General features: G+C 65.9%; 21 protein-coding genes. 15 read left to right on the top strand and 6 right to left on the bottom strand.

What is annotated here, in order from left to right:
* Positions 1–12 precede the first annotated feature (12 nt).
* The 5 genes from UNPF46_RS07460 to UNPF46_RS07440 all read left to right on the top strand — a co-directional run bounded on the left by UNPF46_RS07460 (position 13) and on the right by UNPF46_RS07440 (position 5,649).
* On the top strand, positions 13–543 hold the full coding sequence (locus UNPF46_RS07460; RefSeq protein WP_142249553.1) for a YcnI family copper-binding membrane protein: 531 nt from the start codon (positions 13–15) through the stop codon (positions 541–543).
* Positions 543–2,105 (top strand): copper resistance CopC/CopD family protein, encoded by a 1,563-nt coding sequence (locus tag UNPF46_RS07455; RefSeq protein ID WP_142249552.1) that lies wholly within the window; start codon positions 543–545, stop codon positions 2,103–2,105. Before UNPF46_RS07460 ends, UNPF46_RS07455 begins: the two co-directional genes overlap by 1 nt.
* A 144-nt stretch (positions 2,106–2,249) precedes the next feature.
* Positions 2,250–3,569: a proline--tRNA ligase gene (gene proS, locus UNPF46_RS07450; RefSeq protein ID WP_142249551.1), complete on the top strand. Its 1,320-nt coding sequence runs from the start codon at positions 2,250–2,252 to the stop codon at positions 3,567–3,569.
* Positions 3,570–3,659: 90 nt separating this feature from the next.
* The gene (locus UNPF46_RS07445) at positions 3,660–4,940 is read left to right on the top strand and encodes a lipoprotein-releasing ABC transporter permease subunit (protein WP_018642337.1); all 1,281 of its coding nucleotides are present in this window, start codon (positions 3,660–3,662) and stop codon (positions 4,938–4,940) included.
* Positions 4,941–4,947: 7 nt separating this feature from the next.
* Complete coding sequence (locus UNPF46_RS07440) at positions 4,948–5,649, top strand: ABC transporter ATP-binding protein (RefSeq protein ID WP_174719152.1); 702 nt, start codon at positions 4,948–4,950, stop codon at positions 5,647–5,649.
* A 95-nt stretch (positions 5,650–5,744) separates the two neighbouring features.
* Here UNPF46_RS07440 and UNPF46_RS07435 read toward each other — a convergent pair whose 3' ends face one another.
* Complete coding sequence (locus UNPF46_RS07435; protein WP_142249550.1) at positions 5,745–6,824, bottom strand: zinc-binding dehydrogenase; 1,080 nt, start codon at positions 6,822–6,824, stop codon at positions 5,745–5,747.
* A 107-nt stretch (positions 6,825–6,931) separates the two neighbouring features.
* On the opposite strand from UNPF46_RS07435, the gene UNPF46_RS07430 reads away from it, so the two are divergent.
* Positions 6,932–7,717: a helix-turn-helix transcriptional regulator gene (locus UNPF46_RS07430; RefSeq protein ID WP_142249549.1), complete on the top strand. Its 786-nt coding sequence runs from the start codon at positions 6,932–6,934 to the stop codon at positions 7,715–7,717.
* Between the two features lie 30 nt (positions 7,718–7,747).
* On the opposite strand, the gene UNPF46_RS07425 is transcribed toward UNPF46_RS07430, so the two are convergent.
* Complete coding sequence (locus UNPF46_RS07425; RefSeq protein WP_142249548.1) at positions 7,748–9,055, bottom strand: hypothetical protein; 1,308 nt, start codon at positions 9,053–9,055, stop codon at positions 7,748–7,750.
* 198 nt (positions 9,056–9,253) lie between these two features.
* Between UNPF46_RS07425 and map the strand changes: the two genes are divergently transcribed.
* A complete protein-coding gene (map, locus tag UNPF46_RS07420) occupies positions 9,254–10,003 on the top strand; it encodes a type I methionyl aminopeptidase (RefSeq protein ID WP_142249547.1) in 750 nt (249 codons plus the stop codon).
* Between the two features lie 22 nt (positions 10,004–10,025).
* On the opposite strand, the gene pdxR is transcribed toward map, so the two are convergent.
* Complete coding sequence (gene pdxR, locus UNPF46_RS07415) at positions 10,026–11,435, bottom strand: MocR-like pyridoxine biosynthesis transcription factor PdxR (RefSeq protein ID WP_142249546.1); 1,410 nt, start codon at positions 11,433–11,435, stop codon at positions 10,026–10,028.
* A 116-nt stretch (positions 11,436–11,551) separates the two neighbouring features.
* On the opposite strand from pdxR, the gene UNPF46_RS07410 reads away from it, so the two are divergent.
* Complete coding sequence (locus UNPF46_RS07410; protein WP_142249545.1) at positions 11,552–12,013, top strand: carboxymuconolactone decarboxylase family protein; 462 nt, start codon at positions 11,552–11,554, stop codon at positions 12,011–12,013.
* Between the two features lie 43 nt (positions 12,014–12,056).
* Positions 12,057–12,695 carry an HD domain-containing protein gene (locus tag UNPF46_RS07405; protein WP_142249544.1) on the top strand — a complete coding sequence of 213 codons (639 nt, stop codon included), beginning with the start codon at positions 12,057–12,059 and terminating at the stop codon, positions 12,693–12,695.
* A 22-nt stretch (positions 12,696–12,717) separates the two neighbouring features.
* Here the strand turns inward: UNPF46_RS07405 and UNPF46_RS07400 are convergent, their stop codons facing one another.
* Complete coding sequence (locus UNPF46_RS07400; protein ID WP_181769830.1) at positions 12,718–14,025, bottom strand: MFS transporter; 1,308 nt, start codon at positions 14,023–14,025, stop codon at positions 12,718–12,720.
* A 314-nt stretch (positions 14,026–14,339) separates the two neighbouring features.
* Here UNPF46_RS07400 and UNPF46_RS07395 point away from each other — a divergent pair, with 314 nt between their 5' ends.
* Positions 14,340–14,771 carry a hypothetical protein gene (locus UNPF46_RS07395; RefSeq protein WP_142249542.1) on the top strand — a complete coding sequence of 144 codons (432 nt, stop codon included), beginning with the start codon at positions 14,340–14,342 and terminating at the stop codon, positions 14,769–14,771.
* Positions 14,764–15,996 (top strand): HlyD family secretion protein, encoded by a 1,233-nt coding sequence (locus UNPF46_RS07390; RefSeq protein WP_142249541.1) that lies wholly within the window; start codon positions 14,764–14,766, stop codon positions 15,994–15,996. The genes UNPF46_RS07395 and UNPF46_RS07390 overlap by 8 nt, the downstream gene beginning before the upstream one ends.
* On the opposite strand, the gene UNPF46_RS07385 is transcribed toward UNPF46_RS07390, so the two are convergent.
* Together UNPF46_RS07385 and UNPF46_RS07380 are read right to left on the bottom strand one after the other, a co-directional pair.
* Positions 15,968–16,252 carry a DUF3551 domain-containing protein gene (locus UNPF46_RS07385; protein WP_142249540.1) on the bottom strand — a complete coding sequence of 95 codons (285 nt, stop codon included), beginning with the start codon at positions 16,250–16,252 and terminating at the stop codon, positions 15,968–15,970. The genes UNPF46_RS07390 and UNPF46_RS07385 overlap by 29 nt on opposite strands.
* 1 nt (position 16,253) lies before the next feature.
* Positions 16,254–16,562, bottom strand: coding sequence for a DUF3551 domain-containing protein (locus UNPF46_RS07380; protein WP_142249539.1), 309 nt, complete (start codon positions 16,560–16,562; stop codon positions 16,254–16,256).
* Between the two features lie 254 nt (positions 16,563–16,816).
* Between UNPF46_RS07380 and UNPF46_RS07375 the strand changes: the two genes are divergently transcribed.
* The 4 genes from UNPF46_RS07375 to UNPF46_RS07360 form a co-directional block, all read left to right on the top strand.
* Positions 16,817–17,539 carry an outer membrane protein gene (locus UNPF46_RS07375; protein WP_142249538.1) on the top strand — a complete coding sequence of 241 codons (723 nt, stop codon included), beginning with the start codon at positions 16,817–16,819 and terminating at the stop codon, positions 17,537–17,539.
* A 469-nt stretch (positions 17,540–18,008) separates the two neighbouring features.
* Entirely contained in the window at positions 18,009–21,512 is a 3,504-nt protein-coding gene (dnaE, locus tag UNPF46_RS07370; protein WP_142249537.1) for a DNA polymerase III subunit alpha, read from the top strand.
* 117 nt (positions 21,513–21,629) lie between these two features.
* Positions 21,630–22,373 carry a carbonic anhydrase gene (locus UNPF46_RS07365; RefSeq protein WP_100179726.1) on the top strand — a complete coding sequence of 248 codons (744 nt, stop codon included), beginning with the start codon at positions 21,630–21,632 and terminating at the stop codon, positions 22,371–22,373.
* Positions 22,374–22,663: 290 nt separating this feature from the next.
* A partial coding sequence (locus UNPF46_RS07360) for a caspase family protein (protein ID WP_181769829.1) occupies positions 22,664–24,942 on the top strand: 2,279 nt, incomplete at its 3' end.

Genomic DNA, 24,942 nt, shown 5'->3' with positions numbered 1-24,942 from the left:
GAAAGGCTGATCATGTCGAAGCGCTCCTGCCTGTTCCTGATAGCCGCGCTCGGCGCCTCGCCGGCGGCGGCGCACGTGTCGCTCGAGACCAAGCAAGCCGCGGTCGGCACGTCCTACAAGGCCGTGTTCGTCATTCCGCACGGTTGCGCGGGCTCGCCAACGGTGAAGATCCGCGTGCAGATCCCGGAAGGGGTGATCGCGGTGAAGCCGATGCCGAAGGCGGGCTGGAGCGTCGATGTCGTCGAGGGCAAATACGCCGCCGAATACGACTATCACGGCAACAAGCTGTCCTCCGGCGTGAAGGAGGTGGCGTGGTCCGGCGGCAAGCTGCCGGACAAGCACTATGACGAGTTCGTCCTCAACGCCTTCCTCGCCAACAGCCTCAAGGCGAACACGACCCTGTACTTCCCCGTCGTCCAGGAATGCGAGACCGGCGTCAGCCGCTGGATCGAGATCCCGGCCGAGGGGGCAGGGCATTCGCATGACAGCAAGTCCGAGGGCAAATCGCCGGCGCCGGGCGTGAAGCTGCTGCCAAAGCCCTGATGCGCTTCTTCGCCGCGCTCGCGACCCTGCTTTTTGCTGCCGGCTTCGCGAGCGCGGCATGGGCGCATGCGGCCCTCGTCTCGGTCGAGCCGGCGAGCGGGAGCATGCTCGCGGCTCCGCCCAAGGCGGTGCAGCTGCGCTTCAGCGAGGCGGTGACGCCGGGCGCGATCCGGCTGATCGACGGCGCCGGGAGGGCGCGCGACGATGCGCGTGTCAGCGCATCCGGCGAGACGATTTCGGTCGCGATGCCGGCGGATCTGCCCGAGGGGACCGCGGTCGTCAGCTATCGCGTGATTTCGCAGGACGGTCATCCCGTCACGGGATCGGTGATCTTCTCCATCGGTACGCCGACGGCGACGAAGCCACCCGCCGCCAGGGACGGCGGATTGAACATGGTGATCTGGCTTGCCCGGGTCGGCCTCTATCTCGGACTGTTCGTTGGCGTCGGCGGCGTGTTCTTTGCGCGCTGGATCGCATGGTCGATGACCGGGATGGCCGTCCCGCGCGTAACGCTCGCCATCGGCATCCCCTGCGCTGCAGCGTCTGTTGGCGCGTTGGGCCTCGACCTTCTCGGCCTGCCGCCGTCAGCGATCACGACCGCCGCCCCCTGGAAGGTCGCGCTCGCGACCAGCGCCGGCCCGGCTTTGCTCGTGGCCGTCACAGCGATGCTGCTCGCGTTGGTGGCGCTGCGCAGCGCGTGGTATGCGCGCGCTGTTGCGCTCGTGGCGTTGGTCGGCGTCGGTCTGTCGCTCGCCATGACCGGGCACGCCGCAACGGCGCCGCCGGAGGCGCTGACGCGTTCGGCGATCTTCTTCCACGGCCTCGGCGTCGCCATCTGGATCGGTGCTCTCGCGCCGCTCATGACGCTGGTGTCGCGGCCGACGGCGGCGACGCTGCCGATTGTGAGCCGCTTTTCCCGCATCGCCGCGCTGGCGGTCGGCGTGCTGGCCTTGACCGGCCTCGCACTCGCGATTGTGCAGCTCGAAAAGCCGGGAGCTCTGGTTGCGACCCGCTACGGCTTGATCCTCTCGACCAAGCTTGTCCTGGTCACGGGATTGCTGGCGCTGGCTGCGCTCAATCGGTTCCGGCTGACTCCGGCTCTGGCCCGGAACGGGGCAGGAGCGCACGCGCTGAAGCGCTCGATCCTGATCGAATGCGCCATTGCCCTGGCCATCCTCGCCCTGGTCGCCGGCTGGCGCTTCACGCCGCCGCCGCGCACCATCGTTCCCGAGACGCCGTTGGCGATCCACATCCACAGCGACAAGGCGATGTTCCAGGTGCTGGTGTCGCCCGGCAGGCCGGGCGTCGATGATTTCGTGCTCCAGCTCATGACCGGCGAGGGGACGCCGCTTGCGGCCAAGGAAACGACGTTGACGCTGAGCCTGCCCGAGCGCGGCATCGAGCCGATGGAGCGGAAGGCTTCGCTCGGGCCGGACGGCTACTGGCATGTGCGCAAGGTCGAGCTTCCCTTTGCCGGCCGCTGGCACGTGCGGATCGACGCGCTGGTGAGCGACTTCGAGCAAATCACGCTGGAGGATGAATTCGACGTCACGCCGCCCTAATGTGGGGCTCGCACTGAACTTGAAGTCCGACGGAAAAATGACAGGAATTCCGATGCGTTAGCGGCTTTTCCTCATTCCCGGTCTTGTGTTTTCGCTCGCAATCCGGTTTCACTGCAGGCCACCACTGATTCCACGAGTATTGCCATGCGGTTGTCGCGGTTCTTTCTGCCCATCCTAAAGGAAAATCCGAAAGAGGCGGAGATCGTCTCGCATCGGCTGATGCTGCGCGCCGGCATGATCCGGCAGGAGGCGGCCGGCATCTACGCCTGGCTGCCGCTTGGCTTCCGCGTGCTGAAGAAGATCGAGCAGATCGTGCGCGAGGAGCAGGACCGCTCCGGCGCACTGGAGCTCCTGATGCCGACGCTTCAGCTCGCCGACCTCTGGCGCGAGAGCGGCCGCTACGACGCCTACGGCCCGGAGATGCTGCGCATCGCCGACCGCCACAAGCGCGAGCTGCTGTACGGGCCGACCAACGAGGAAATGATCACCGAGATCTTCCGCGCCTATGTGAAGTCCTACAAGAACCTGCCGCTCAATCTCTATCATATTCAATGGAAATTCCGCGACGAGCAACGTCCGCGTTTCGGCGTGATGCGCGGCCGCGAGTTCCTGATGAAGGACGCCTATTCGTTCGACCTCAACGAGACCGCCGCGCGCGTTGCCTACAACAAGATGTTCGTCGCCTATTTGCGCACCTTCGCGCGGATGGGGCTGAAGGCAATCCCGATGCGCGCCGAGACCGGCCCGATCGGCGGCGATCTCAGCCACGAATTCATTGTGCTGGCCGAGACCGGCGAGTCCGGCGTGTTCATCAATCGCGACGTGCTGGACCTGCCCGTGCCGGGCGAGGACGTGAACTACGAGAGCGACCTGACGCCGATCATCAAGCAGTGGACCTCGCTCTACGCCGCCACCGAGGATGTCCATGATGCCGCGCGCTTCGAGCAGGAAGTGCCCGCCGACAAGCGGGTGAACACCCGCGGCATCGAGGTCGGCCAGATCTTCTATTTCGGCACCAAATATTCCGAGCCGATGAAGGCGCTGGTGGCGGGGCCCGACGGCGTCGACGTGCCGATCCATGGCGGTTCCTACGGCGTCGGCGTCTCGCGGCTGTTGGGGGCCATCATCGAGGCCTGCCATGACGATGCCGGCATCAAATGGCCGGAGGCGGTGGCGCCGTTCCGCGTGTCGATCCTCAATCTCAAGCAGGGCGATGCGGCCGTCGATGCGGCCTGTGAGAAGCTCTATGCGGAGCTTACCGCCAAGGGCGTCGACGTGCTTTATGACGATACCGACCAGCGCGCCGGCGCAAAGTTTGCCGCCGCCGACCTGATCGGCATCCCCTGGCAGATCATGATCGGGCCGAAGGGGCTCGCCGATGGCAAGGTCGAGATCAAGCGGCGCAGTGACGGCTCCCGCGAGACCATGTCGCCTGCGGACGCGGTCGCAAGACTTGTGGGCTGATAAGGCCGGTCGGCTGAATATTGTTCATCGCCCGAGATCGCGGCCGCCAATCCGGCCACAATTGACCCCGAATCATGGGATTATCGAGCGATGGATGAAACCATGACAGAAACCGTGCAAACCGCGCCTTTTGCGCCATTCGAGTGGATGCTGTCGGCGCGCTATTTGCGGGCGCGCCGCAAGGAGGGATTCATCTCGGTCATCGCCGGGTTCTCTTTCCTCGGCATCATGCTGGGCGTGGCGACGCTGATCATTGTCATGGCCGTGATGAACGGCTTCCGCAAAGAGCTGCTCGACAAGATCCTGGGGCTGAACGGCCACATCCTGGTGCAGCCGCTGGAATCTCCGCTGACCGATTGGAAGGACGTCGCCGACCGCCTCAGCCAGGTCAAAGGCATCCGGCTGGCCGCACCCGTGGTGGACGGCCAGGCGCTGGCGTCCTCGCCGTGGAACGCCTCGGGCGTGCTGGTGCGCGGCATCCGCTCCGACGACCTCAACAACCTCACCTCGATTGCCAAGAACATCAAGCAGGGCTCGCTCGAGGGGTTTGACGAGGGGCAGGGCGTCGCGATCGGCCGCCGTCTCGCCGACCAGCTCTCGCTGCATGCCGGCGACAGCATCACGCTGGTGGCGCCGAAGGGTGCGGTGACGCCCATGGGCACGACGCCGCGCATCAAGCCCTACAAGATCGTCGCGGTGTTCGAGATCGGCATGTCCGAATATGATCTCGGCTTCGTCTTCATGCCGCTCGCGGAGGCACAGGCCTATTTCAACCGCAGCAACGACGTCACCTCGATCGAGGTGTTCACCACCAATCCCGATCAGATCGTCGCCTTCCGCCAGGCCGTGACCGAAGCCGCGGGCCGGCCGGTGTTTCTGGTGGACTGGCGGCAGCGCAATTCGACCTTCTTCAACGCGCTCCAGGTCGAGCGCAACGTGATGTTCCTGATCCTGACCATGATCGTGCTGGTCGCAGCGCTCAACATCGTCTCCGGCCTGATCATGCTGGTGAAGGACAAGGGCAGCGACATCGCCATCCTGCGCACCATGGGCGCCTCGCAGGGATCGATCATGCGGATATTCCTGATCACGGGCGCCTCGATCGGCGTGGTCGGCACGCTGGTCGGCTTCGTCGTCGGCCTCGTGATCTGCCTCAACATCGAGTCCATCAGGCAGTTCCTGTCCTGGCTGACCTCGACCGAGCTGTTCTCGCCGGAGCTGTACTTCCTGTCGAAGCTGCCCGCCGAGATCGACATCGGCGAGACCACGGCGGTCGTCATCATGGCGCTGACGCTGTCGTTCCTGGCGACGCTGTATCCGTCGTGGCGCGCCGCGCGCCTCGATCCCGTCGAAGCGCTCCGGTACGAGTGAGGGGCTGATGGAGCAGCAGGGGGCTGAGGATGTACCGGTCATTTATCTCCACGAGATAAAGCGGCAGTACTTGCAGGGCGAGGTGCCGCTGACCATTTTGGACGGCGCCAAGCTGGCGCTGTGGGCGGGCCAGTCGGTCGCGCTGGTGGCGCCGTCGGGCTCCGGCAAGTCGACGCTGCTGCACATTGCGGGCCTGCTCGAGGCGCCCGATTCCGGCGAGGTCTATGTCAACGGCGCGCCGACCTCGCAATTGCCCGATATCGAGCGCACCCAGCTCCGCCGCACCGATATCGGCTTCGTCTACCAGTCGCATCGGCTCTTGCCGGAGTTCTCCGCGCTGGAGAACGTGATGATGCCGCAGATGATCCGCGGCCTGAAGAAATCCGAGAGCGTCAAGCGCGCGAAAGAGATTTTGGGCTATCTCGGCCTCGGCGACCGCATCACCCATCGCCCCGCCGAACTGTCGGGCGGCGAGCAGCAGCGCGTCGCGATCGCGCGCGCGGTGGCCAACGCGCCGCGCGTGCTGTTCGCAGACGAGCCGACCGGCAACCTCGATCCGCATACGGCGGATCACGTGTTCCAGGCGCTGATGCAGCTGGTCAAGGCGACCAAGGTGTCGATGCTGATCGCGACCCATAACATGGAGCTCGCCGGCCGCATGGACCGGCGCGTGTCGCTGTCGAACGGCCAGGTCGTCGAGCTCGAATAGCAAAATCGCGAAAACAACCCCATGCACAGTAGCCAAGTGCTTGGACCGACTGACGAAAAAATCGGCGACGACGGGCACGCCGTCGTCTGAATTTCTCAAGGCCTGATCACCGTCAACCTGAACGGCCCGCCATTGGCCGCGGCATGGGCCACGGCCTCGTTGGCATGGTCGAGGCCGAAGGATGTCGTCTCATACTCCTCCAGCCTCAGCAGCCCCGCGCGCACCAGCGCGATCAGCCGGCTCGCGGCATCCGGCGGATACATCCAGACGCCGTGGATGCTGATGCAGTTGCGCATGATCCAGGGGTAGGGCAGCTCGAGGCCCGCGCCACCGGCCATGCCGACGCCGCCCATCAGCGCGACGCGCCCATAGGGGCGCACCGTCATGATCGCCGCGCGCACGACGGTCGGGCTGACCGAGGGCGGCATGATGTCGAGCACGCAATCGATCGGCGCGGGCGCCGCGCGCTTCATCGCCTCGCGGTCGTGCTCTTGATCGCCGGTGAGCTTGACCGGCTGCACGCGGGCGCCGAAGCGGCGGACGAGGTCGGCGAGGATGGTCTCGTTGCGGCCCGGGGTGACGACGCAGGCCGCGCCCATCGCGAGCGCGACCGAGACGGCGGCGCTGCCGAAATTGCCGGTCGCCCCGCTCACCAGCACGGTCTCGCCGGGCTGAAGGTTGGCGGCGAGGAAGCCGCCATAGGGCACCAGCAGCGTGCCCAGCGCGCACCATCGGCTCGCCTCCTCGGGCGTGATCGCGCCGAGCCGCTTCACATTCTCGGTCGGCACGCGCATCTGCTCGGCATAGGAGCCGTGGCGAAAATGCTGCTGCAGGCGCATGCCGCCGGGGCCGGCGGCGGTGAGCCCCTGCAGGGCGATATCGGGCGCCACGACGTCATCGCGCGAGCGCACCGTGGGGTCGCAGAACACCCAGTCTCCGACGCTGAGCTTGGTGGCGTCCGGGCCGATCGCGCGCACCCGGCCGATGCCGCCGGGGCCGGGGATAACAGGCAGGTCGAGCGCGTAATTGCGTGTCCCGTCGAAAACCTCGTTCATGTAGGAGATGACGCGCGTGGCGACGACGTCGACGATCACCTCGCCGGTGCCGAGGGGCGGCTCGGGCACGTCCTCGATGGCCAGCTTCGATCCAAATGATTTGAGTACGGCGGCTTTCATGTATTCACCTCAAGGTCGGGTGAGGCCGATATGAGCCGCCTTGGAAGGCCCGGGAAGGCCTGGTATTATCCTAGTATTCCCTGAGCCCTCCATGCGGGAGCGACACCATGGCCGATCCACGCCGCGTCGAATTCGGCGACTTCCTGCGGTCCCGCCGCGAGAAGCTGTCGCCGAAGGCCGTCGGCCTTCCGCCGGGGGCGAGGCGCCGCACCGCGGGGCTGCGCCGCGAGGAGGTCGCCCAGCTCGCCGGCATCGGTGTCGACTGGTACATCCGCCTCGAGCAGGGTCGCACCGTCAGCCCCTCGGTCACCACCGTCGATGCGCTGGCCCGCGCGCTGCGGCTCAGCAAGACCGAGCATGCGCATCTGAAGGCCCTCGCGCGCGATGGCGCGAGGGGCGCGTTCACGCGCGAGATCGTGCCGCCGCCGATCCTGCGGCTGGTCGAGAGCCTGCCGCATCCGGCCTACATCACCGGGCGGCGCTGGGACGTACTGGCCTGGAATGCGGCGGCCGAGGAGGTCTTCGCGTTTGGCCGGCTGCCGGAGGAGGACCGCAACACGCTGCTCCTGATGATGACCAACAGGCGCACGCGAAAATCCTACGGGGCGGGCTGGGCTGACGTCGCCAAGCGCATGGTCGCGATGTTTCGCGCCACCCATGACGTCTGGGCCGGCGATCCCGCCTTTGCGGAGCTGCTGACGCGGCTGCGCCAGGGCAGTCCGGAATTCGTCAAATGGTGGGGCGCGCACGAGGTGCACGGCACATTGTCGGGCCGCAAGACCATGACCCATCCCACCAAGGGCGTCCTGCATTTCGAGCACACCAGCTTTCAGGCCAACGACGATCCCGCGCTGAAGCTGGTGATCTGCACGCCGGTCGAAGGCGGAGGCTGACGGACGGGGCAGCCTTCCGCTCGCCGCACGCTACGGCGCGGGCGTGGCCGCAGGTGTTGCCCTCACGTCGGGCAAAGCACCACTTGCTGTCCATGGACTATCCGTCCAGGGCGTCGGCTGCAGGGAATTCGCCGGCCAGGATCTTGCCGGGCCTGCTGCGGCCGCCGTGCACGACGTCCCGAGCTGGGTCCACACCGACGTCAGGCCGGTCGTGTCGATGTTGAAGCTCGTGGCGTCAGCCTTTCCCTCCGGCTCCGGCGTGGTCTCCCGGACCTGCAGGGAGTGCGAGGCCAGCACCGCCTTGACCATGTCGGGATCGACGGCGCCGTTCCAGACCTCGTACTTTCCGAACCGCACCGGAGGCCCGCCGGCTTCCTTGCTCAGGTCGGCGCTGGCCGCCATCAGGATCGATTTCTTGCCGGTGGCTGCTGCATCGATCTCGCCCGCGAACATCAGCGGCACGCGCTTCTTGTTTTCGCAATAGAGGCGCCATTCCATGGTCCGGAACGAAGCGTCGCTCTCCTTCCTCACCGCGGCGACCTTGCTGATGAACGGCCGTGATCCCTTCTCAAGCCGCCACATCGTCTCGGCCAGCGGCCGCGTGTCGATGCCGAAGCGGTAGAGCTCGGGCCGCGTCAGCACGTGCAGGTTCTCGAATTTCACGGTGCGGATCAGCGCATCGAGCTCGCGGCTGATCCCCATTGCCGCGATGAACGCGGTCCGGTCGCGGTCGGCGCCGGCGATCCGGCGCCGCCGCGCTTCGGCGACCACCTCCGGAGGTGGATTGCCGCTAAATTTGAGGATCAGCCTGGAGTTATGCACCGCCAGCGCGGCATCTGGGGCAACCTCGCGCGAGGTCGCGCCGAGAAACAGGTAGCCGCAGGCCGAGTTGCACATCGCATGGTAGGTGGTGAGCTCGGCATCGACCTCTCCGGTCGTGTTCTTGATCTTCAGGCAAGCGTCATCCACTTGGGTGCCTGCCGCGCATGCCGTCGCGATCGTCCGCCCCACCCGGGCGATGGCCTTGCGGCTGCGGAGCAACCGCCCGATGTCGTAGGATTGCTCCACGTTCCCGCCGGGCGAATGAAGGTAGATCGGGCGCTGCAAATCCTTGACGCCGGCAAGGAAGCGGCGAATGCGCGGGGCGGCGCCCTGATCGATCTCGCCCTCGATCGCGATCCAGCGGTTGCAGCCCGGCCCGCACGCATCGGGCGCGCCTTTGGCCAGATAGATCGTCAGGCGGGAAGCAAAGCCGGCTTTCGCGGCCGGAGTTTCTTTGGCCCGCAATGCGTCGGGAAGGAATAGGAAGGCCAGGAGAAGCAATATTTGCAAGCGCATGAAGCGATCGACTGGGTGAGGTGAGCAACCTGACCGACGTTATACGACGATCGCCGCCATCACAACTTGGAGTGGCGTGACGGCCCACATATGTTTCGCCGGGACGGCCCTGCGATTGCGGCAGGATTCTCCGGCGCGTTCCGATTTGCAAGCCGTCCTCGCAGGCGCTATGCCCCGGCTTTCGTAGAGAGCCCCGATATGACGATTTCCGACGACAACGACCTGACCCGCCTGAAAGAGATCGGGCGCATCGTCGCCAATGCGCTGGAGGCGATGGGGAAGGCGCTCGAGCCGGGCATGACCACCTCCGAGCTCGACCAGATCGGGCGAAAGCTCCTGGAGGCCGCCGGGGCGCGGTCGGCCCCGGAGCTGGCCTACGATTTTCCCGGCGCGACCTGCATCAGCGTGAATGAGGAGATCGCTCACGGCATCCCCGGCGAGCGGCGGATCGCGCGCGGCGACCTCGTCAACATCGACGTGTCGGCCGAGAAGAACGGCTTCTTCGCGGATACCGGCGCCTCGTTTGCCGTTCCGCCTGCGAGCCGTAGGATCGAACGTCTGTGCCGGGACGGCCGGCGGGCGATGTGGACCGGCCTGCAGCAGGTCGGCGCCGGCAAGCCGATTGCCGGGATCGGCCAGGCCATCGGGACCTTTGCGCGGAAGAACGGCTACAGCCTGGTGCGCAACCTCGCCAGTCACGGCGTCGGCCTGTCGCTCCATGAGGAGCCGACGGAGATCGCAACATGGCCCGACCGCTCCGAGCGCCGCATCATGGGCGAGGGCCTGGTCTTCACCGTCGAGCCGTTCCTCTCCATGGGCGCCGAGTGGGCGGAGAATGGCGACGATGCGTGGACGCTCTACAGCAGCCCCGAGGCGCCGACCGTCCAGTACGAACACACCGTGATCGCCACGCGCAACGGACCTTTGATCGTGACGTTGGCCGGCTGAGGCGGCCGAGGCCGGGTACGGATCACGTCAAGCGGTCGATGATCCCAAGGAGCCGCTCGCAGGACGCCTCGATCTTCTTGAGCGGAGACGTCGCGATGCCCAGCAACAGTCCTGAGCACGCCGAAGCGGTCGGAGCGTACCAAAGCGATAGCGGCGTCGGTGCCAGTCCGAACGACGCTGCGTCCCGGGCGATAGCGAGATCGGGTGCTCCGTCCGGCAATCGCAGCACCGCGGCCAGACCGGCAATCGCAACCTTCGCAGGGCGCGTGCGGAGCTGTTTCAGCAACGCATCGCCTTGCGCGGTGTAGGCGCGTTTCGTGCGCCGCAGATGCCGAAGATAGTGGCCGTCGCGCATGAAGTCGGCCGTGGCTAGCTGCACCGCGGGCCCCGGTGCGGGCGCGAGGCAAGCCGCAGTCTCTGCAAATCGCGATGCAAGAGCCGCCGGCGCAACGACAAAGCCGAGCCGCAAGGCCGGGCTTATGGTCTTGCTGAAGGAGCCGATGTGGATGACGCGACCGACACGGTCGAGCGAGGCGAGCGCCGGCGTGGCGCGGCCCTTGAGCTGCAGTTCGCTGAGATAGTCGTCCTCGATCACCCATGCCTTGTTCTGGGTCGCCCATTCGAGCAGTCGTGAGCGGCGTGCCAGTGACAGCGTGGATCCGAGCGGCGCCTGTTGCCCCGGCGTCACGACAACCAGCGCGGCGTCTGGCGCATGTTTCATGCCGAAATCGACGTCGATGCCGTCGGCATCGACCGCGATCGGTACGATGGATAATCCCGCGAGTTCGAGACCGTGCCGGGTGAAAGGAAAGCCGGGGTCCTCCATCCAGGCTTTCTTCTTTGGCCCGAGGCAGAGGACACGGAGCGCGAGGCCGAGGCCGCCGGCGAAACCGCTGGTGACGATGATTTGGGACGGCGCGCATTCTATTCCCCGGGCCAGCGCAAGGTAGGCCGCGATCTCACGTCGCAAGTCCAGCTCGCCGCGCGGATCCGGGTAGATCGCGGGTGCGCTCGTTTCGGCGCGAACCGCTCTTACCCGCATTCGCGCCAGCAACTTCGCAGGAAAAGTTTCCTGCGACGGCACGCCCATCTGGAAGATCGCCGGTCCAGCCGTGAGCTCCTGGTACATCTCCATGAACGAGCCGGGGTCGGGGGCCTTGTCAGGCCGCACTGGGGAGGACTGCCGGTCGGCGACATGCGTGCCGGTCGCACGGGCTGCCACGATCATTTGGTCGGATGAGAGCTTCTCATAGGCTGAGCGCACGGTGCCGCGCGCGACGCCGAGCTGAGCCGCGAGATCCTGCCACGAGGGCAGGCGTGCGCCCGGGGCGAGCACACCGCTCTCGATGGCGGCCCTGATCCCTCTATGGATCTGCTCCGCGAGGGGCATCTTCGCGGACCGATCGAGCTCCAGGCGCAGCGGTTTCGTCATGCCTCATGGTACAGAATTTTTGTGCGTTCTTGGTGCTTTTTTGTGAACCATGCGAGGGGCATCTGAGGGAATGAGGAGGGAGCTTTGATCTCCTCCGATCATCAGGGAGTCATCAGATGAGTGAACGTCTCAACTACAACCACATCGCACCGGCCGGCGCGAAGGCGCTCGGCGGAGTCTACGGCTATGTTACGCAGAGTGGCTTGCCCGGAACGCTGGTCGCGCTCGTTTACCTGCGCATTTCGCAGATCAACAACTGTGCCTATTGCCTCGACATGCATACGCGCGATCTGTTGAAGAGCGGCGTGAAGGTCGAAAAGCTCGCGCTGCTGCAGGCATGGGCCGAGGCCGGCAATCTCTTCGACGAACGCGAACGCGCAGCCCTTGCATGGGCCGAGACGGTCACCCGTGTTGCCGAGACCAACGTTCCGGATGAAGCCTATCAAGCCGCCCGCAACGTCTTCAGCGAGCGCGAACTCGTCGATCTCGCGATCGCAATCAGTCTGATGAATGCGTACAATCGCATGTCGATCAGCTTCCGAAATACGCCTCACGCGGCGCTCGAGAAGGCCGCCTGATGGCTCACGCGGCATCAACCGAACGCAGACCAGGAGCTTGAAGATGATGAGAGTGATTTCCGGCGTCCGGATCCCGGACAGTCAGTTGGCGCGCGAGGCCGCCGAGCTGGTGCGCAGCTACGAAGACGACATGCTGTTCAACCATTCGGTTCGCGTCTACGTGTTCGGCGCGATGAAGGGGCTGCGCCAGAAGCTGAAGTTCGATTCGGAACTGCTCTATGTCGCGGCGCTGTTTCACGATCTCGGCCTTGTCGATCACTACCACACGCAGACAAAGCGATTTGAGGTCGACGGAGCAGACGCTGCGCGTGAGTTTCTCCGGGCGCGCGGTATCGCCGAGCCGCAAGCCGATCTGGTATGGGAAGCCGTCGCGCTGCACACCACGCCGGGCATTCCGCAATATATGAGGCCGGAGATCGCTCTCACCAACGCAGGCGTTCTGGTGGACGTCGTCGGCATTGGATATGACGATTACACGCCGGAGCAGCGTGACCAGGTGATATCAGCGTTTCCGCGCGGAGACTTCAAGAACGACTTCCTCAAGGTTCAGACGTGTTCAGCCCTGAAGAAGCCGCAGACCACATTCGGGACGGTCAATTTCGACTACATCGAGGATCACGATCCCAGCTTCCGCAAGCCGAACGCGTGCACGCGCATCCGCAACACGCCTTGGCAAAGCTGAGCGGACGCGTCTGCTTCGGGCTCTAGCCCACCGGATTTCTGGCAGGATCTGAGCGGCTATTGTCCGGCGCCAGCGGCGGCGCGTTCGCCCGCGATGCGGTATCGCTGCGCCCAGCGAGCGCGATCGAGGCGGACCGGCTGTCGCGCCAGGCGACGATCCAGATCAGAAATCCGAGAAGCGCCAGCGCGGCGCCGACGGGACCGGTGGAGGTCCAGCCCAGCCCCTCACGGATCGCGAGGCCCCCGAGGAACGGGCCGAGCGCATTGGCGGTATTGAAGGCCGAATGATTCAGCGCGGCCGCGAGCGCCTGTGCCTCTCCCGCAACGTCCATCAGCCGCGTCTGCAGGATGGCGCCGAGCGAGACGCTGGCGCCGATGGCGAAGATGTCGGCCGCAAGCAGCCAGGGATTGCCGGCGGCAACGGGGAATAGCAGCAGCGCGACCGCGGCAAACAGCAGGATGATGCCTGCCGTCGGCATCAAGGCGCGGTCGGCAAAGCGCGGAACCAACAGATTGCCAAGGGTCGCACCGATGCCGAACACGGCCAGGAAGAACGGGATGACCGCGGTGCTGACCTTGGTAACCTCGATCAAGGTCGTCGCAAGATAGGTGTAGACCGCGAACATGCCGCCGAAGCCGATGGCGCCGATCGCCAGCGTGATCCAGACGCGGCCGCTCCTGAGGGCGCCGAGCTCGCGCAGCGGATCGGACCTGCCGGCCTGGTCACGTGGCGCGAACAGGGCGCAGAGCACGATCGTGAGCAATGCCAGCATCGAGACGAGGCCGAAGCTCGCGCGCCAGCCAGCCGCCTGTCCGATCAGATTGGCGAGCGGCACGCCGATGATGGTGGCGGAGGTCAAGCCGAGCATCACCTGGCCGACCGCCTGCGAGCGACGATGCTGGGGAACCAGGGAGGCTGCAACCAGAGCAGCGATGCCGAAATAGGCGCCGTGCGGCAGTCCTGAGAGAAAGCGGGCCGCGATCATCGCGCCATAGCCGGGCGCGAGCGCGGTCAGCGTATTACCGAGCGCGAACACGGCCATCAATGCCAGGAGCTGCGTGCGCCGCGCGAACCGCGCGCCGAGCACGGCGATCAGCGGCGCGCCCAGCACGACGCCGAGCGCGTAGGCGCTGATCGCGTGGCCCGCGGTCGGCTCGTCGACGCCGAGATCGGCGGCGAAGAACGGCAACAGGCTCATCGATGCGAATTCGGTGGTGCCGATCGCAAAGCCGCCCATCGCGAGCGAGAACAGGACGATGGCGAGGTGAGGGGGCGCGGAGGCTGAAGTCGATCTTGCGCGGCGCGAGGTCGCTTGGGGCGAAGTCGTCATGAGTCCTGCATTGGTGGCGTCAACGGGAACCAGCCCAGCGAACGTCGCCACCCCTGCAAGCTTTGTCCGTCGTACTTAAAGCGGGATCAGTCCGCGTCAACATCGCAGCGACAACACAAGGCGGTCTGCATATCAGCGTCCCGCTTGCGTGTGGCCGTCGCGGAAGCGAGAGATCCGAGGTCTCGCCGCAAAGCCCTGTCTCGCAGGGTTCGGATCCGGTCGCGACAATACGCTTGATTAAGTTTCGGCATTCGTGAACCATGTCTCTGCGGGCCCGACCAAGGGCTTCTCGGTCTTCGGCAAGGAGAACGAGCTTGAGCGAACCGATGCATCCGGCAGCGCCTCACCATCTGCCGTTCTTTGTACCCGCCTCCGATGGGGCGGACGTACTGATGGTGATAATGGGCATCTTCCTGGTCGCGGCTATTCTTTGGGCCGGAACGTTGTATTGGAAACTGCACAGCCTGCCGGAGCGCCTAGCGCACAAGTCCCAGAAGCTGCAGTTCGAGATAGTCGCCGTGCTGGGTCTGATCTCACTTTTCACCCACATGCACGTCTTTTGGGTGGCCGGCCTCCTGCTCGCCATGATCGACCTGCCTGACTTCAGCACGCCGCTGCGCACGATCGCGGGCTCGGTCGAGCGGATCGCCGACGCAACGCCTGTCGCGTCGGAGCCGGCATCCGAACCGGGACCGGCGGGCGATCCCGGTGCAGAGCTCGCAAGCAAGGTGCAGGGCCATGCTTGAGCTGCTCTTGTGCTCGCTCGTGACAGTGCTGCCGGACTATCTCTACCGGCGTTACCGCCAGGGAAAGCGCTTCGGAAAGGAGATCACATTCTACTCGGTGTGGTACGAGCTTAGATGGGGGATTACCGGCTGCCTGATGCTCACGGTCGCGCTGATCACCATGATTTTCTACTATCATCCTTCGACCTCGTCCGCAGCGATGTACTTTCGCACCATTCCCATCCTCCCCGAGGTGGCCGGTCGTGTCGCCGAGGTGCATGTCGACTTCAGCGCGTCCGTGAAAAAGGGCGATGTCCTGTTCAGATTGGACAGCTCGAAGCAACAGGCCGCGCTCGAGACAGCCAAGCGAAAGATCGCCGAGGTCGAGGCCTCGCTGATCAGCGCGCGGGCGGATCTGGTCAAGGCGGAAGCCCAGATCGGAGAAGCCAAGGCCGCCTGGCAACAAACCAAGGATGAACTCGACACCAAGAGCGAATTGCAGCGCCGCAGTCCCGGCACTGTACCGCAACGCGATATCGAGAAATTGCAGGTGGCCGTCGACCAACGACAGGCGGGCGTCGACGCCGCCAGCGCCGCGCGGGAGGCCGTCGCCTTGCGGGGCTCCACGCTGCTGCCTGCCGAGAAAGCGAGCGCCGAGGCGGCAATGGCGGAGGCGCAGGTCGATCTCGACAAGACCTATATCCGCGCCGGCGTGGATGGACGGGTCGAGCAATTTCTGCTGCGCACCGGCGATGTCGTCAATCAGATGATGCGCCCGGCTGGAATATTGATCCCGGAAGGGGCAGGTCGGCGCGCGCTGCAAGCCGGATTTGGACAGATCGAGGCGCAAGTCATGAAGCCGGGCATGATTGCGGAGGCAACTTGCATTTCGAAACCCTGGGTGATCATTCCGCTCGTCGTCACCGCGGTGCAAGATTACATCGCGGCCGGCCAGTTCCGGGCTGGCGAGCAACTGGTCGATCCGCAAAATCTACGGCAGCCCGGGACGATCCTCGTATTCCTCGAGCCGCTCTACAATGGCGGGCTCGACGGCGTCACGCCGGGTTCGAGCTGCATCGTCAACGCCTACACTAGCAATCACGACGTGATCGCTGACAAGAATACGGGAGCGTTGAGGGGCTTCGCCTTGCACGTCATCGACGCCACGGGGCTCGTTCATGCACTTCTGCTGCGCATTCAGGCCTTGTTGCTGCCGGTCAAGACGCTGGTGCTGAGCGGCCACTGATCCTGTCCTGGTGCCTCGGTCCGCGAGGGCGCGTCGGTTTCCTCTGCGGAAAATACGGGTTCACCATGCAACTCGCCGAACGTCCGACGGCGAGATATCGGCACTGCTCAAGCGAGCCGTAACGGCAGTCGAAATAGCCGACGGGGCCGTAGATCTGCATGCAAACGGGATAGCTCGGATCAAAGGTCTGCGCGCGCGCAGAGCCGCCTGCGAGGAGCAGGCCGGCCACGACGAGTGCGCGACGGGCGCTGCGCATCTCAGCGCGGCAAGTAGTAGCCCGGCGCCAGCGTGCGCGGACGATTTTGATATGCGTAGGGATCGTCGCTCTGCCCGACGAAATAGGGATTGGCGATGCAGGTGAGTGCGCGCCCCGACGCGCTCGCCTGGCACTGCGCGTAGGTGTCGAACCTGCAATTGCTCAGCCCCGGCCATTCATCACCAGTGAGGCAGAAGGGATGATTCTTGCCGAATGCGCGCGCTGGCGTGCTTGCAATTGACGCGAGTGCAAATGTGATGAATGCGAGCGAAAGTGTGGCGATAATGGGATGAGTGACGCGGCCGCGCATTTTTCAATTCTCCATCACGCGAATGTGCGCGCGACGTTGTTACGCGCGCATGCAATTTATCTCGTGTCGCCGACATTGGAACTACAGAAAACACTTGTTTCAAAGGACTTCTAGCACGCTCTCATAAATCTTCATTAATGAAGCGCGGGCCTTTCGAGCGAACTGTTGCGTCGTGGTTACAGCAATTCCGTCGATCGCTGTTATGACCACTGCACGGCCAGGGGGCCTAACGACGAAACTGGAACGGGACTCAAATGAAGAAGAATTTGTTGCTTGCTGCTGTGAGCCTCGTCGCGCTCAGCGCGACTGCGCCGGCGCTGGCTGCCGACCTCGCAGCACGGCCCTACACCAAGGCGCCCGCGATGGTTGCCGCGATCTATGACTGGAGCGGCTTCTACATCGGTATCAACGGCGGCGGCGGTTCGTCGCACTCGACCTGGGATCTCGTCGGCGGCGGCCGCGAGGGTTCGCACGATGCGACCGGCGGCACGGTCGGTGGCCAGATCGGCTATCGCTGGCAGTCCGGCCAGTGGGTGTTCGGCGTGGAAGGTCAAGGCAACTGGGCCGACTTCTCGGGCGACAATGTCAGCGCACTGTTTGCCACCCGCAACCGTTCGAAGATCGACTCGTTCGGTCTGATCACCGGTCAGGTCGGCTACGCCTGGAACAACGTCCTGATCTACGTCAAGGGCGGTGCGGCTGTGGTCGGCGTCAAGTACGACGTGTTCAGCACGGCCTCGGGCGCGCTGCTGTCCTCGAACGACCAGACCCGTTGGGGCGGCACGGTCGGTGCCGGCCTCGAATATGGTTTTGCGCCGAACTGGTCGGTTGGCGTCGAGTACAACCACATCTTCCTGTCGGACAAGGACGTCACCTTCGCGGGCCTCGCGGGTACGGACCGCATCAAGCAGGACGTCGACATGGGTCTCGTCCGCCTGAACTACAAGTTCGGCGGCCCGATCCTCGGCCGTTACTGAGACGGATCGCTCGCCTTTCGAGCGTCCTGGAAAAGCCCCGGCCTTGGCCGGGGCTTTTTTATTGGGTGATTTCAGCGAGTTAACCATTGTCCTTGGAGGCGCCAAGCCGCCCTTGACTCCTGAGAACGAAATGAGAACAATGTTCTTCATACGTTCCAACAAGGGAGCAAGCCATGTTCAGGGTTTTCGTGGAAGAGGCCGCCGCGCTGGCGTCGATCACGCTGTTCGTCGGGATGATCGCGATCTGGGCTCAGGTCATACCGCAGCTCTGATTCCTGCCAGCCGGTACAGGCCCGGGCTGGGGAAAAGCGGGACGACGCGGCGGATCGGCCGGTCTGGCGTGGACTCTCAGGCTGCGACACCCCACCATTGCGAGGCGAGTCGGCAAACGAGGGCAGATGGCGAGTGCATGATGCCTCGAGGAGCCGGCGACCGCTCCATCCCATCTGCAAGAGGCCGTCACGCGACCATGCCGAGCGCCGGATTTGTTCACCTTCACGTTCACTCGGCCTATTCGCTGCTCAAGGGCTCGATCAAGATCGGCAAGCTCGCCGAGCTTGCCAAGAAGGATCACCAGCCGGCCCTGGCGCTGACCGACACCGACAATCTGTTCGGTGCGCTGGAATTCTCGGACAAGATGGCGGGCTCCGGCATCCAGCCGATCGTCGGCTGCGAGCTCGCGATCGATTTCGGCGACCAGGATCCGAACGCGCGCAACGCGATGGGGCCCTCGCGCGTGGTGCTGCTGGCGGCGCAGGAGCGCGGCTATCGCAGCCTGATGCGGCTGAACTCGCGCGCGTTCCTGGAATCGCCTGATAGCCACGCGCCGTTCATCAAGTTCGACTGGTTCGACGGCGAGACCGAAGGCCTGATCGCGCTGACGGGCGGGCCGGACGGGCCGATCTCGCTGGCGCTGGCCAGCGGTCATGCCGAGCTCGCCGCGCTGCGTTGCGAGCGTCTGGCCGGCCTGTTCGGCGACCGCCTCTACGTCGAATTGCAGCGCCACAACACCGAGAAGGAGCGGCGCGTCGAAAGCGGCCTGATCGACATCGCCTATGCCAAGGGCCTGCCGCTGGTCGCGACCAACGAGCCGTATTTCGCCGCGACCGACGACTACGAGGCGCATGACGCGCTGCTCTGCATCGCCGGCGGGCGGCTGATCGCGGAGACCGAGCGCGAACAGCTCACGCCCGATCATCGCTTCAAGACCCGCGCCGAGATGGCGGTGCTGTTCGCCGACATTCCGGAGGCGTTGGCCTCCACGGTGGAGATCGCCGAGCGCTGCTCGTTCCGGCCGATGACGCGCAAGCCGATCCTGCCGTTCTTCACCGTTGGCGCCGCGCAGAGTTCGGACGCCGCGGCGGTCGAGTCGGCGGAATTGAAGCGCCAGGCGGAGGCGGGGCTTGCCAACCGCCTCAGCGTCCACGGCCTGTCGCAGGGCACCACGGAGGAAGACTACAACAAGCGCCTGGCGTTCGAGCTCGACGTCATCATGCGCATGAAATACGCGGGCTACTTCCTGATCGTGTCCGACTTCATCAAATGGGCGAAGAGCCAGGGCATTCCGGTCGGGCCGGGCCGCGGCTCCGGCGCAGGCTCGCTGGTCGCCTGGGCGCTGACCATCACCGACCTCGATCCGATCAAGTTCGGCCTGCTGTTCGAGCGCTTCCTCAATCCCGAGCGCGTCTCGATGCCGGACTTCGACATCGACTTCTGCCAGGACCGCCGCGGCGAGGTGATCAGGTACGTCCAGGAACGCTACGGCCGCGACCAGGTCGCGCAGATCATCACCTTCGGTACGCTGCAGGCGCGCGGCGTGCTGCGCGACGTCGGCCGCGTGCTGCAGATGCCCTACGGCCAGGTCGACAAGCTGACCAAGCTGGTGCCGCAGAATCCGGCCGCGCCGGTCACGCTCGCCGCCGCGATCGAGAGCGAGCCGAAGCTGCAGGCATTCCGCGACGAAGATCCGATCGTGGCGCGCGCCTTCGACATCGCCCAGCGTCTCGAAGGCCTGACCCGCCACGCCTCGACCCATGCGGCCGGCATCGTGATCGGCGATCGTCCGCTGAGCGAGCTCGTGCCGCTCTACCGCGATCCGAAGTCGGACATGCCGGTGACCCAGTTCAACATGAAATGGGTCGAGCCGGCCGGCCTCGTGAAGTTCGACTTCCTCGGCCTGAAGACGCTGACCGTGCTCGACGTCGCCTGCAAGCTGCTCAAGCCGCGCAACATCCACGTCGATCTCGCCACGCTGCCGATCGACGATGCCGAGAGCTACCAGATGCTGGCGCGCGGCGAGGTGGTCGGCGTGTTCCAGGTTGAAAGTCAGGGTATGCGGCGCGCGCTGGTCGACATGCGCCCCGACCGGTTCGAGGACATCATCGCGCTGGTGGCGCTGTATCGCCCGGGCCCGATGGCGAACATCCCAACCTATTGCGCGCGCAAGCACGGCGACGAGGAGCCGGAATATCTGCATCCCGTGCTGGAGCCGATCCTGAAGGAGACCTTCGGCGTCATCATCTATCAGGAACAGGTGATGCAGATCGCCCAGGTGATGTCGGGCTATTCGCTCGGCGACGCCGACCTTCTGCGTCGCGCCATGGGCAAGAAGATCCGCGCCGAGATGGACAAGCAGCGCGACATCTTCGTCGCGGGCGCGGTGAAGAACGGCGTGCCGAAGGGACAGGCCGAGACCATCTTCGAGCTGCTGGCGAAGTTCGCCGACTACGGCTTCAACAAGAGCCACGCGGCGGCCTATGCGCTGGTGTCCTACCACACCGCCTACATGAAGGCGCATTATCCGGTGGAGTTCATCGCGGCGTCCATGACGCTCGATCTGAACAACACCGACAAGCTCTCCGAATTCCGCTCCGAGGCGCAGCGCCTCGGCATCAAGGTCGAGCCGCCGAACATCAACCGTTCCGGCGCGACCTTCGAGGTCGGCGACAAGGTCATCTACTATGCGCTCGCGGCGCTCAAGGGCGTCGGCATCCAGGCGATCGAGCAGATCATCGAGGAGCGCACCAAGCGCGGGCTGTTCACCTCGCTCGCCGACTTCGCCGCGCGCGTCAATCCGCGCGCGATCAACAAGCGCATCATCGAAAGTCTCGCCGCCGCGGGCGCCTTCGACACGCTGGAGCCGAACCGCGCCCGCGTCTTCGCCGGCGCGGATTCGATCCTCGCCGCCTGCCAGCGCGCGCATCAGGCCGAGACCATCGGCCAGAACGACATGTTCGGCATGTCGGCGGACGCGCCGACCATCATGCTGCCGCAGATCGAGCCGTGGCTGCCCGCCGAAAAGCTCCGCCGCGAATACGACGCCGTCGGCTTCTTCCTGTCGGGCCATCCGCTCGACGACTATGCCACCGTGCTGAAGCGGCTGCGGGTGCAGAGCTGGGCGGAGTTCTCGCGTGCGGTGAAGACCGGCGCCACTGCCGGCAAGGTCGCGGCCACCGTGGTCTCGCGCATGGAGCGGCGCACCAAGACCGGCAACAAGATGGGCATCATGGGGCTCTCCGATCCCACGGGCCATTTCGAGGCGGTGCTGTTCTCCGAAGGCCTCGCGCAATATCGCGACGTGCTGGAGCCGGGCGCTGCCGTGCTGCTGCAATTGGGGGCCGAGCTGCAGGGCGAGGACGTCCGCGCCCGCGTGCTGCATGCCGAGCCGCTCGACGATGCCGCCGCCAAGACGCAGAAGGGCCTGCGCATCTTCGTGCGCGACACCAAGCCGCTGGACTCGATCGCCAAGCGTCTGGCCGGTCCCGACATGGCCGTCGCGAACGGCGCCGCGCCAAGGGTCGGCAGTCCCGGTATCGCGCCGCGCGGGAGCGGCGACGGCGAGGTCTCGCTGGTGATGATGCTCGACCTCGAGACCGAGGTCGAGATGAAGCTGCCCGGCCGCTTCAAGGTCTCGCCGCAGATCGCCGGCGCGATCAAGGCGGTCGCGGGCGTGGTGGACGTGCAGCAGCTCTGACGCCGTTGCAGCGCGGCTGCAAACCAAAGCTTAACTAATCAGCTCACGCATGGTTTCGAAGTCTGCCCGGCACAGCTATCAGTAGTCGTCCGGCGCGAAAACCAAGGAAGAACAACCATGTGTGACAAATGCTCTGAAAATCCGCATCAATCGCTTGCACCCTCCCGCCGCTCGATGATGCTTCTTGCCGCCTCCGCGCTCGGGGCGGCGGCGTTCGGCGGGGCCGCTTCGGCGAAGGACGCCAAGGCGCCGCCGAAACCCCAGAACGTGCTGTCGCCCGATGCGGCGCTCAAGCGGCTGATGGAGGGCAATTCACGCTACGTGTCGGGCGTGTCGCGCCGTCACGACTTCACGCATGAGCGCGAGGCATTGGTCGGAGGTCAGAATCCGTACGCGGCTGTTTTAAGCTGCGCCGATTCCCGCATCGCACCCGAATATGCCTTCGACAGCGGACGCGGCGATCTGTTTGTGTGCCGCGTCGCCGGAAATTTTGCCGGCGAAGAGACCGTTGCGAGCATGGAGTACACCGTCGCGGTGCTCGGCACGCCCCTGATCCTGGTGCTCGGCCACGACAATTGCGGCGCGGTCGATGCCACGATCAAGTCGCTGAAGGACGACAAGCCGCTGCCGGGACACATCCCTTCGCTGGTCGCCGCGATTGCGCCTTCGGTGAAGACGGCGGCCGGGCAGGGCGGCAACGCGCTCGACAACGCCATTCGCCAGAACGTCATCGACAACGTCGCCAAGCTGAAATCGGCCGCGCCGATCCTCAACGCGGCGGTCGAGCAGGGCAAGCTCAAGGTGGTCGGCGGCATCTATCGGCTGAGCACGGGGACCGTCGAGTTGCTTGCGCAGGGCTGAGCCCGGCTTCGGGAACACCAGAGCAAGGCGGTCGGCCTCGGCAAGAGGCCGGCCGCCATCCATCCGGTCTGTGCGATCCGCGCAATCGCGCTGGGCTGGGACTCGAAGGAGCCTTGCGCGGTTTCCAGGCCGAGCTGACTTGGAGCTGACTTGGAGCTGACTTGGAGCTGACGCCGGCAGCGGCGTGGCCACGCCACCGCCTCAATCCGAGCCTTTCGTTCAATCGCCGTTCAGCTGGCTGCGCGCCTCATGCGTGGTGGCTCCTCAACTACATAGCGGGCAAGCAAGCCATGCGTGGGACGTTCAGACTCTTCATTTACCTTCTCCTGCCGATCGTGGCCCTTGCCGCCGGCGCGCCGGGCGGGGCGCGCGCCCAGCAGCAGGAGAAGCGCATCGCCCTCGTGGTCGGCAACGGCGCCTATGCCAAGTCGCCGCTGGCGACGACCGCGAACGATGCCGGTCTGATCGCGCAGACGCTCCAGGCGGCCGGTTTCGACGTCGTCGGAGCGCGCGATCTCGACGGCGACACGCTGCGCAAGAGTTTTCGCGACTTCATCCAGAAGGCCCAGGCCTCGGGGCCGGGCACCGTCGCGATGGTCTATCTTGCCGGTTACGGCGTGCAGCTGGCCGGCGAGAACTATTTCATCCCGGTCGATTCCAACATCACCCGCGACACCGACATTCCGACCGAGGCCCTGCGCATCAGCGATTATGCGCGCCAGCTCGCTTCCATCCCGCTCAAGGCCAACATCATCGTGCTCGACGCGGCCCGCGCGCAGCCCTTCGTCGAGGGCGGCCAGCAGATCGCGGGCGGTCTGGCGCTGGTCGAGCCCGAGCCGAACATGCTGATCGCCTTCAACGCTGCGCCCGGTACCGTCGCGCCGGAGGAGCCGGGGCCGTACGGCATCTATGCGCAGTCGCTGGCGGAGATGATCCGCACCGGCGGCCTGCCGTTGCCTGAGGTGTTCGACCGCGTCCGCCTGCGCGTCAACGAGGCCAGCAAGGGCGCGCAGGTGCCCTGGAACGAGCAGAAGATCTCGGCGCCGTTCTCGTTCTTCGAGCGCGGACCCGACGCGCCGCCGCCGGAGACGACGCCCGACCAGGTCGCCGCGATCCGCAACAAGCCGATCCGCGATCTCGGCGTGCAGGATGCCTACGCCGCCGCGCTCGAGCGCGACACGCTGCCGGCCTATGAGGAGTTTCTCGCCGCCTATCCCGGCGATCCGCTGGCAAAGCGCGTGATGGCGATCGTGGCGGCGCGCCGCGAAGCCATCACCTGGCGGCGGACCTACCGGACCGACACGCCGGAGGCCTATTGGTCGTATCTGCGCCGCTATCCGCGCGGGCCGCATGCGGCAGATGCGCGCCGGCGGCTTGCGATCCTCACCGCGCCGGCCGAGCCGCCGCCGAGCTTCGCGATGATCGACTACGACGTGCCGCCACCGCCGCCGGAGGAGGTGGTCTATGTCGATCGTCCGTTGCTGTATTTCAGCGATCCCGATTTCGGCTTCGCACCGCCACCGCCGCCGCCGGTCTATTATTTGCCGCCGCCGCCGCCGGATTTCGTCGTTCTGACGCCGCCGATGCCCGTGGTTGGCCTGTTTGTGCTGCCGCAGCCGGTGTTCGTGCCGATTCCGGTGTTCGTCAGGCCACCGATCTATGTCGCGCCGCCGCCGAACAACATCATCTACCAGAACATCCACAATACGACGGTCATCAACACCGTGATCAACCGTCCGCCGGCCCCAGCACCGGCTGCGGGGGCAGGGGCCGGACCGGGCAATCTGGCGCCGGCGATTGCCGGGCGCGCCAATCCGGCAGGCCCGGCGATGCCGCAGGCCGCGATCCAGCGCGCCGCCCTGATTCAACAGGGCAAAGCGCCGATGCCGCCGAGCGCGACGATCCAACCGACGGCGAAGCCCGGCACGCTCCCGGGGACGATCCAGCCGATGGCGAAGCCCGGTACCCCGCCGGCAGCTGTCGCGCCGACCGCAACGCCGCCGATCGCACCAGCACCACAGACCAAGCTGCCGCAGGCCAATACGCTGCCGGTTCCTGGCGCCCATGGTGGACCGCCAGCGCCACCGGCGGGGGCAGGGACCCTGCCGGGCGGCAAGCCCGCACCTGGAGCGGTCGCTCCGACGGCGACCGCTCCGCCGACCGCGCCGACCCACCCGGGGGCACATGTCACCGCGACGCCCGGTGCCCCCCTGCCGGCACACCCCAATGCGCCGACGGCGGCTGCGCCGGCAACCGCTGCGCCCACTGCGACAAACCCTGCCGCCGCGCCCGGCCAGGCGCCGAAGCCGCCGGTTGCCCAAACACCACCCGGCGCGGCCCCCGGCGTCGCGGGACGTCCGGTCCCACCGCCGTCCTCGGCCGCGCGCGAGCCTGTCAGGCCGCAGAATCTGCCCTCGGTTGCGCCGGCGCAGGCGTCCCGTCCGTCCGCGCCGCCTGCGCGTCCCCAAGCCGTGGCGAGACCGACACCGCCGCCGCCTGCGGCCGTCGCGCGGCCGGCGCCACCGCCTCCGCCGCGCGTCGCATCGCCTCCGCCGGCACGGGTGGCTCC

It is taken from the genome of Bradyrhizobium sp. UNPF46 (genome assembly GCF_006658625.1).
Classification (GTDB): domain Bacteria; phylum Pseudomonadota; class Alphaproteobacteria; order Rhizobiales; family Xanthobacteraceae; genus Bradyrhizobium; species Bradyrhizobium nitroreducens.
This window is presented reverse-complemented; position numbering and strand designations above follow the sequence as displayed.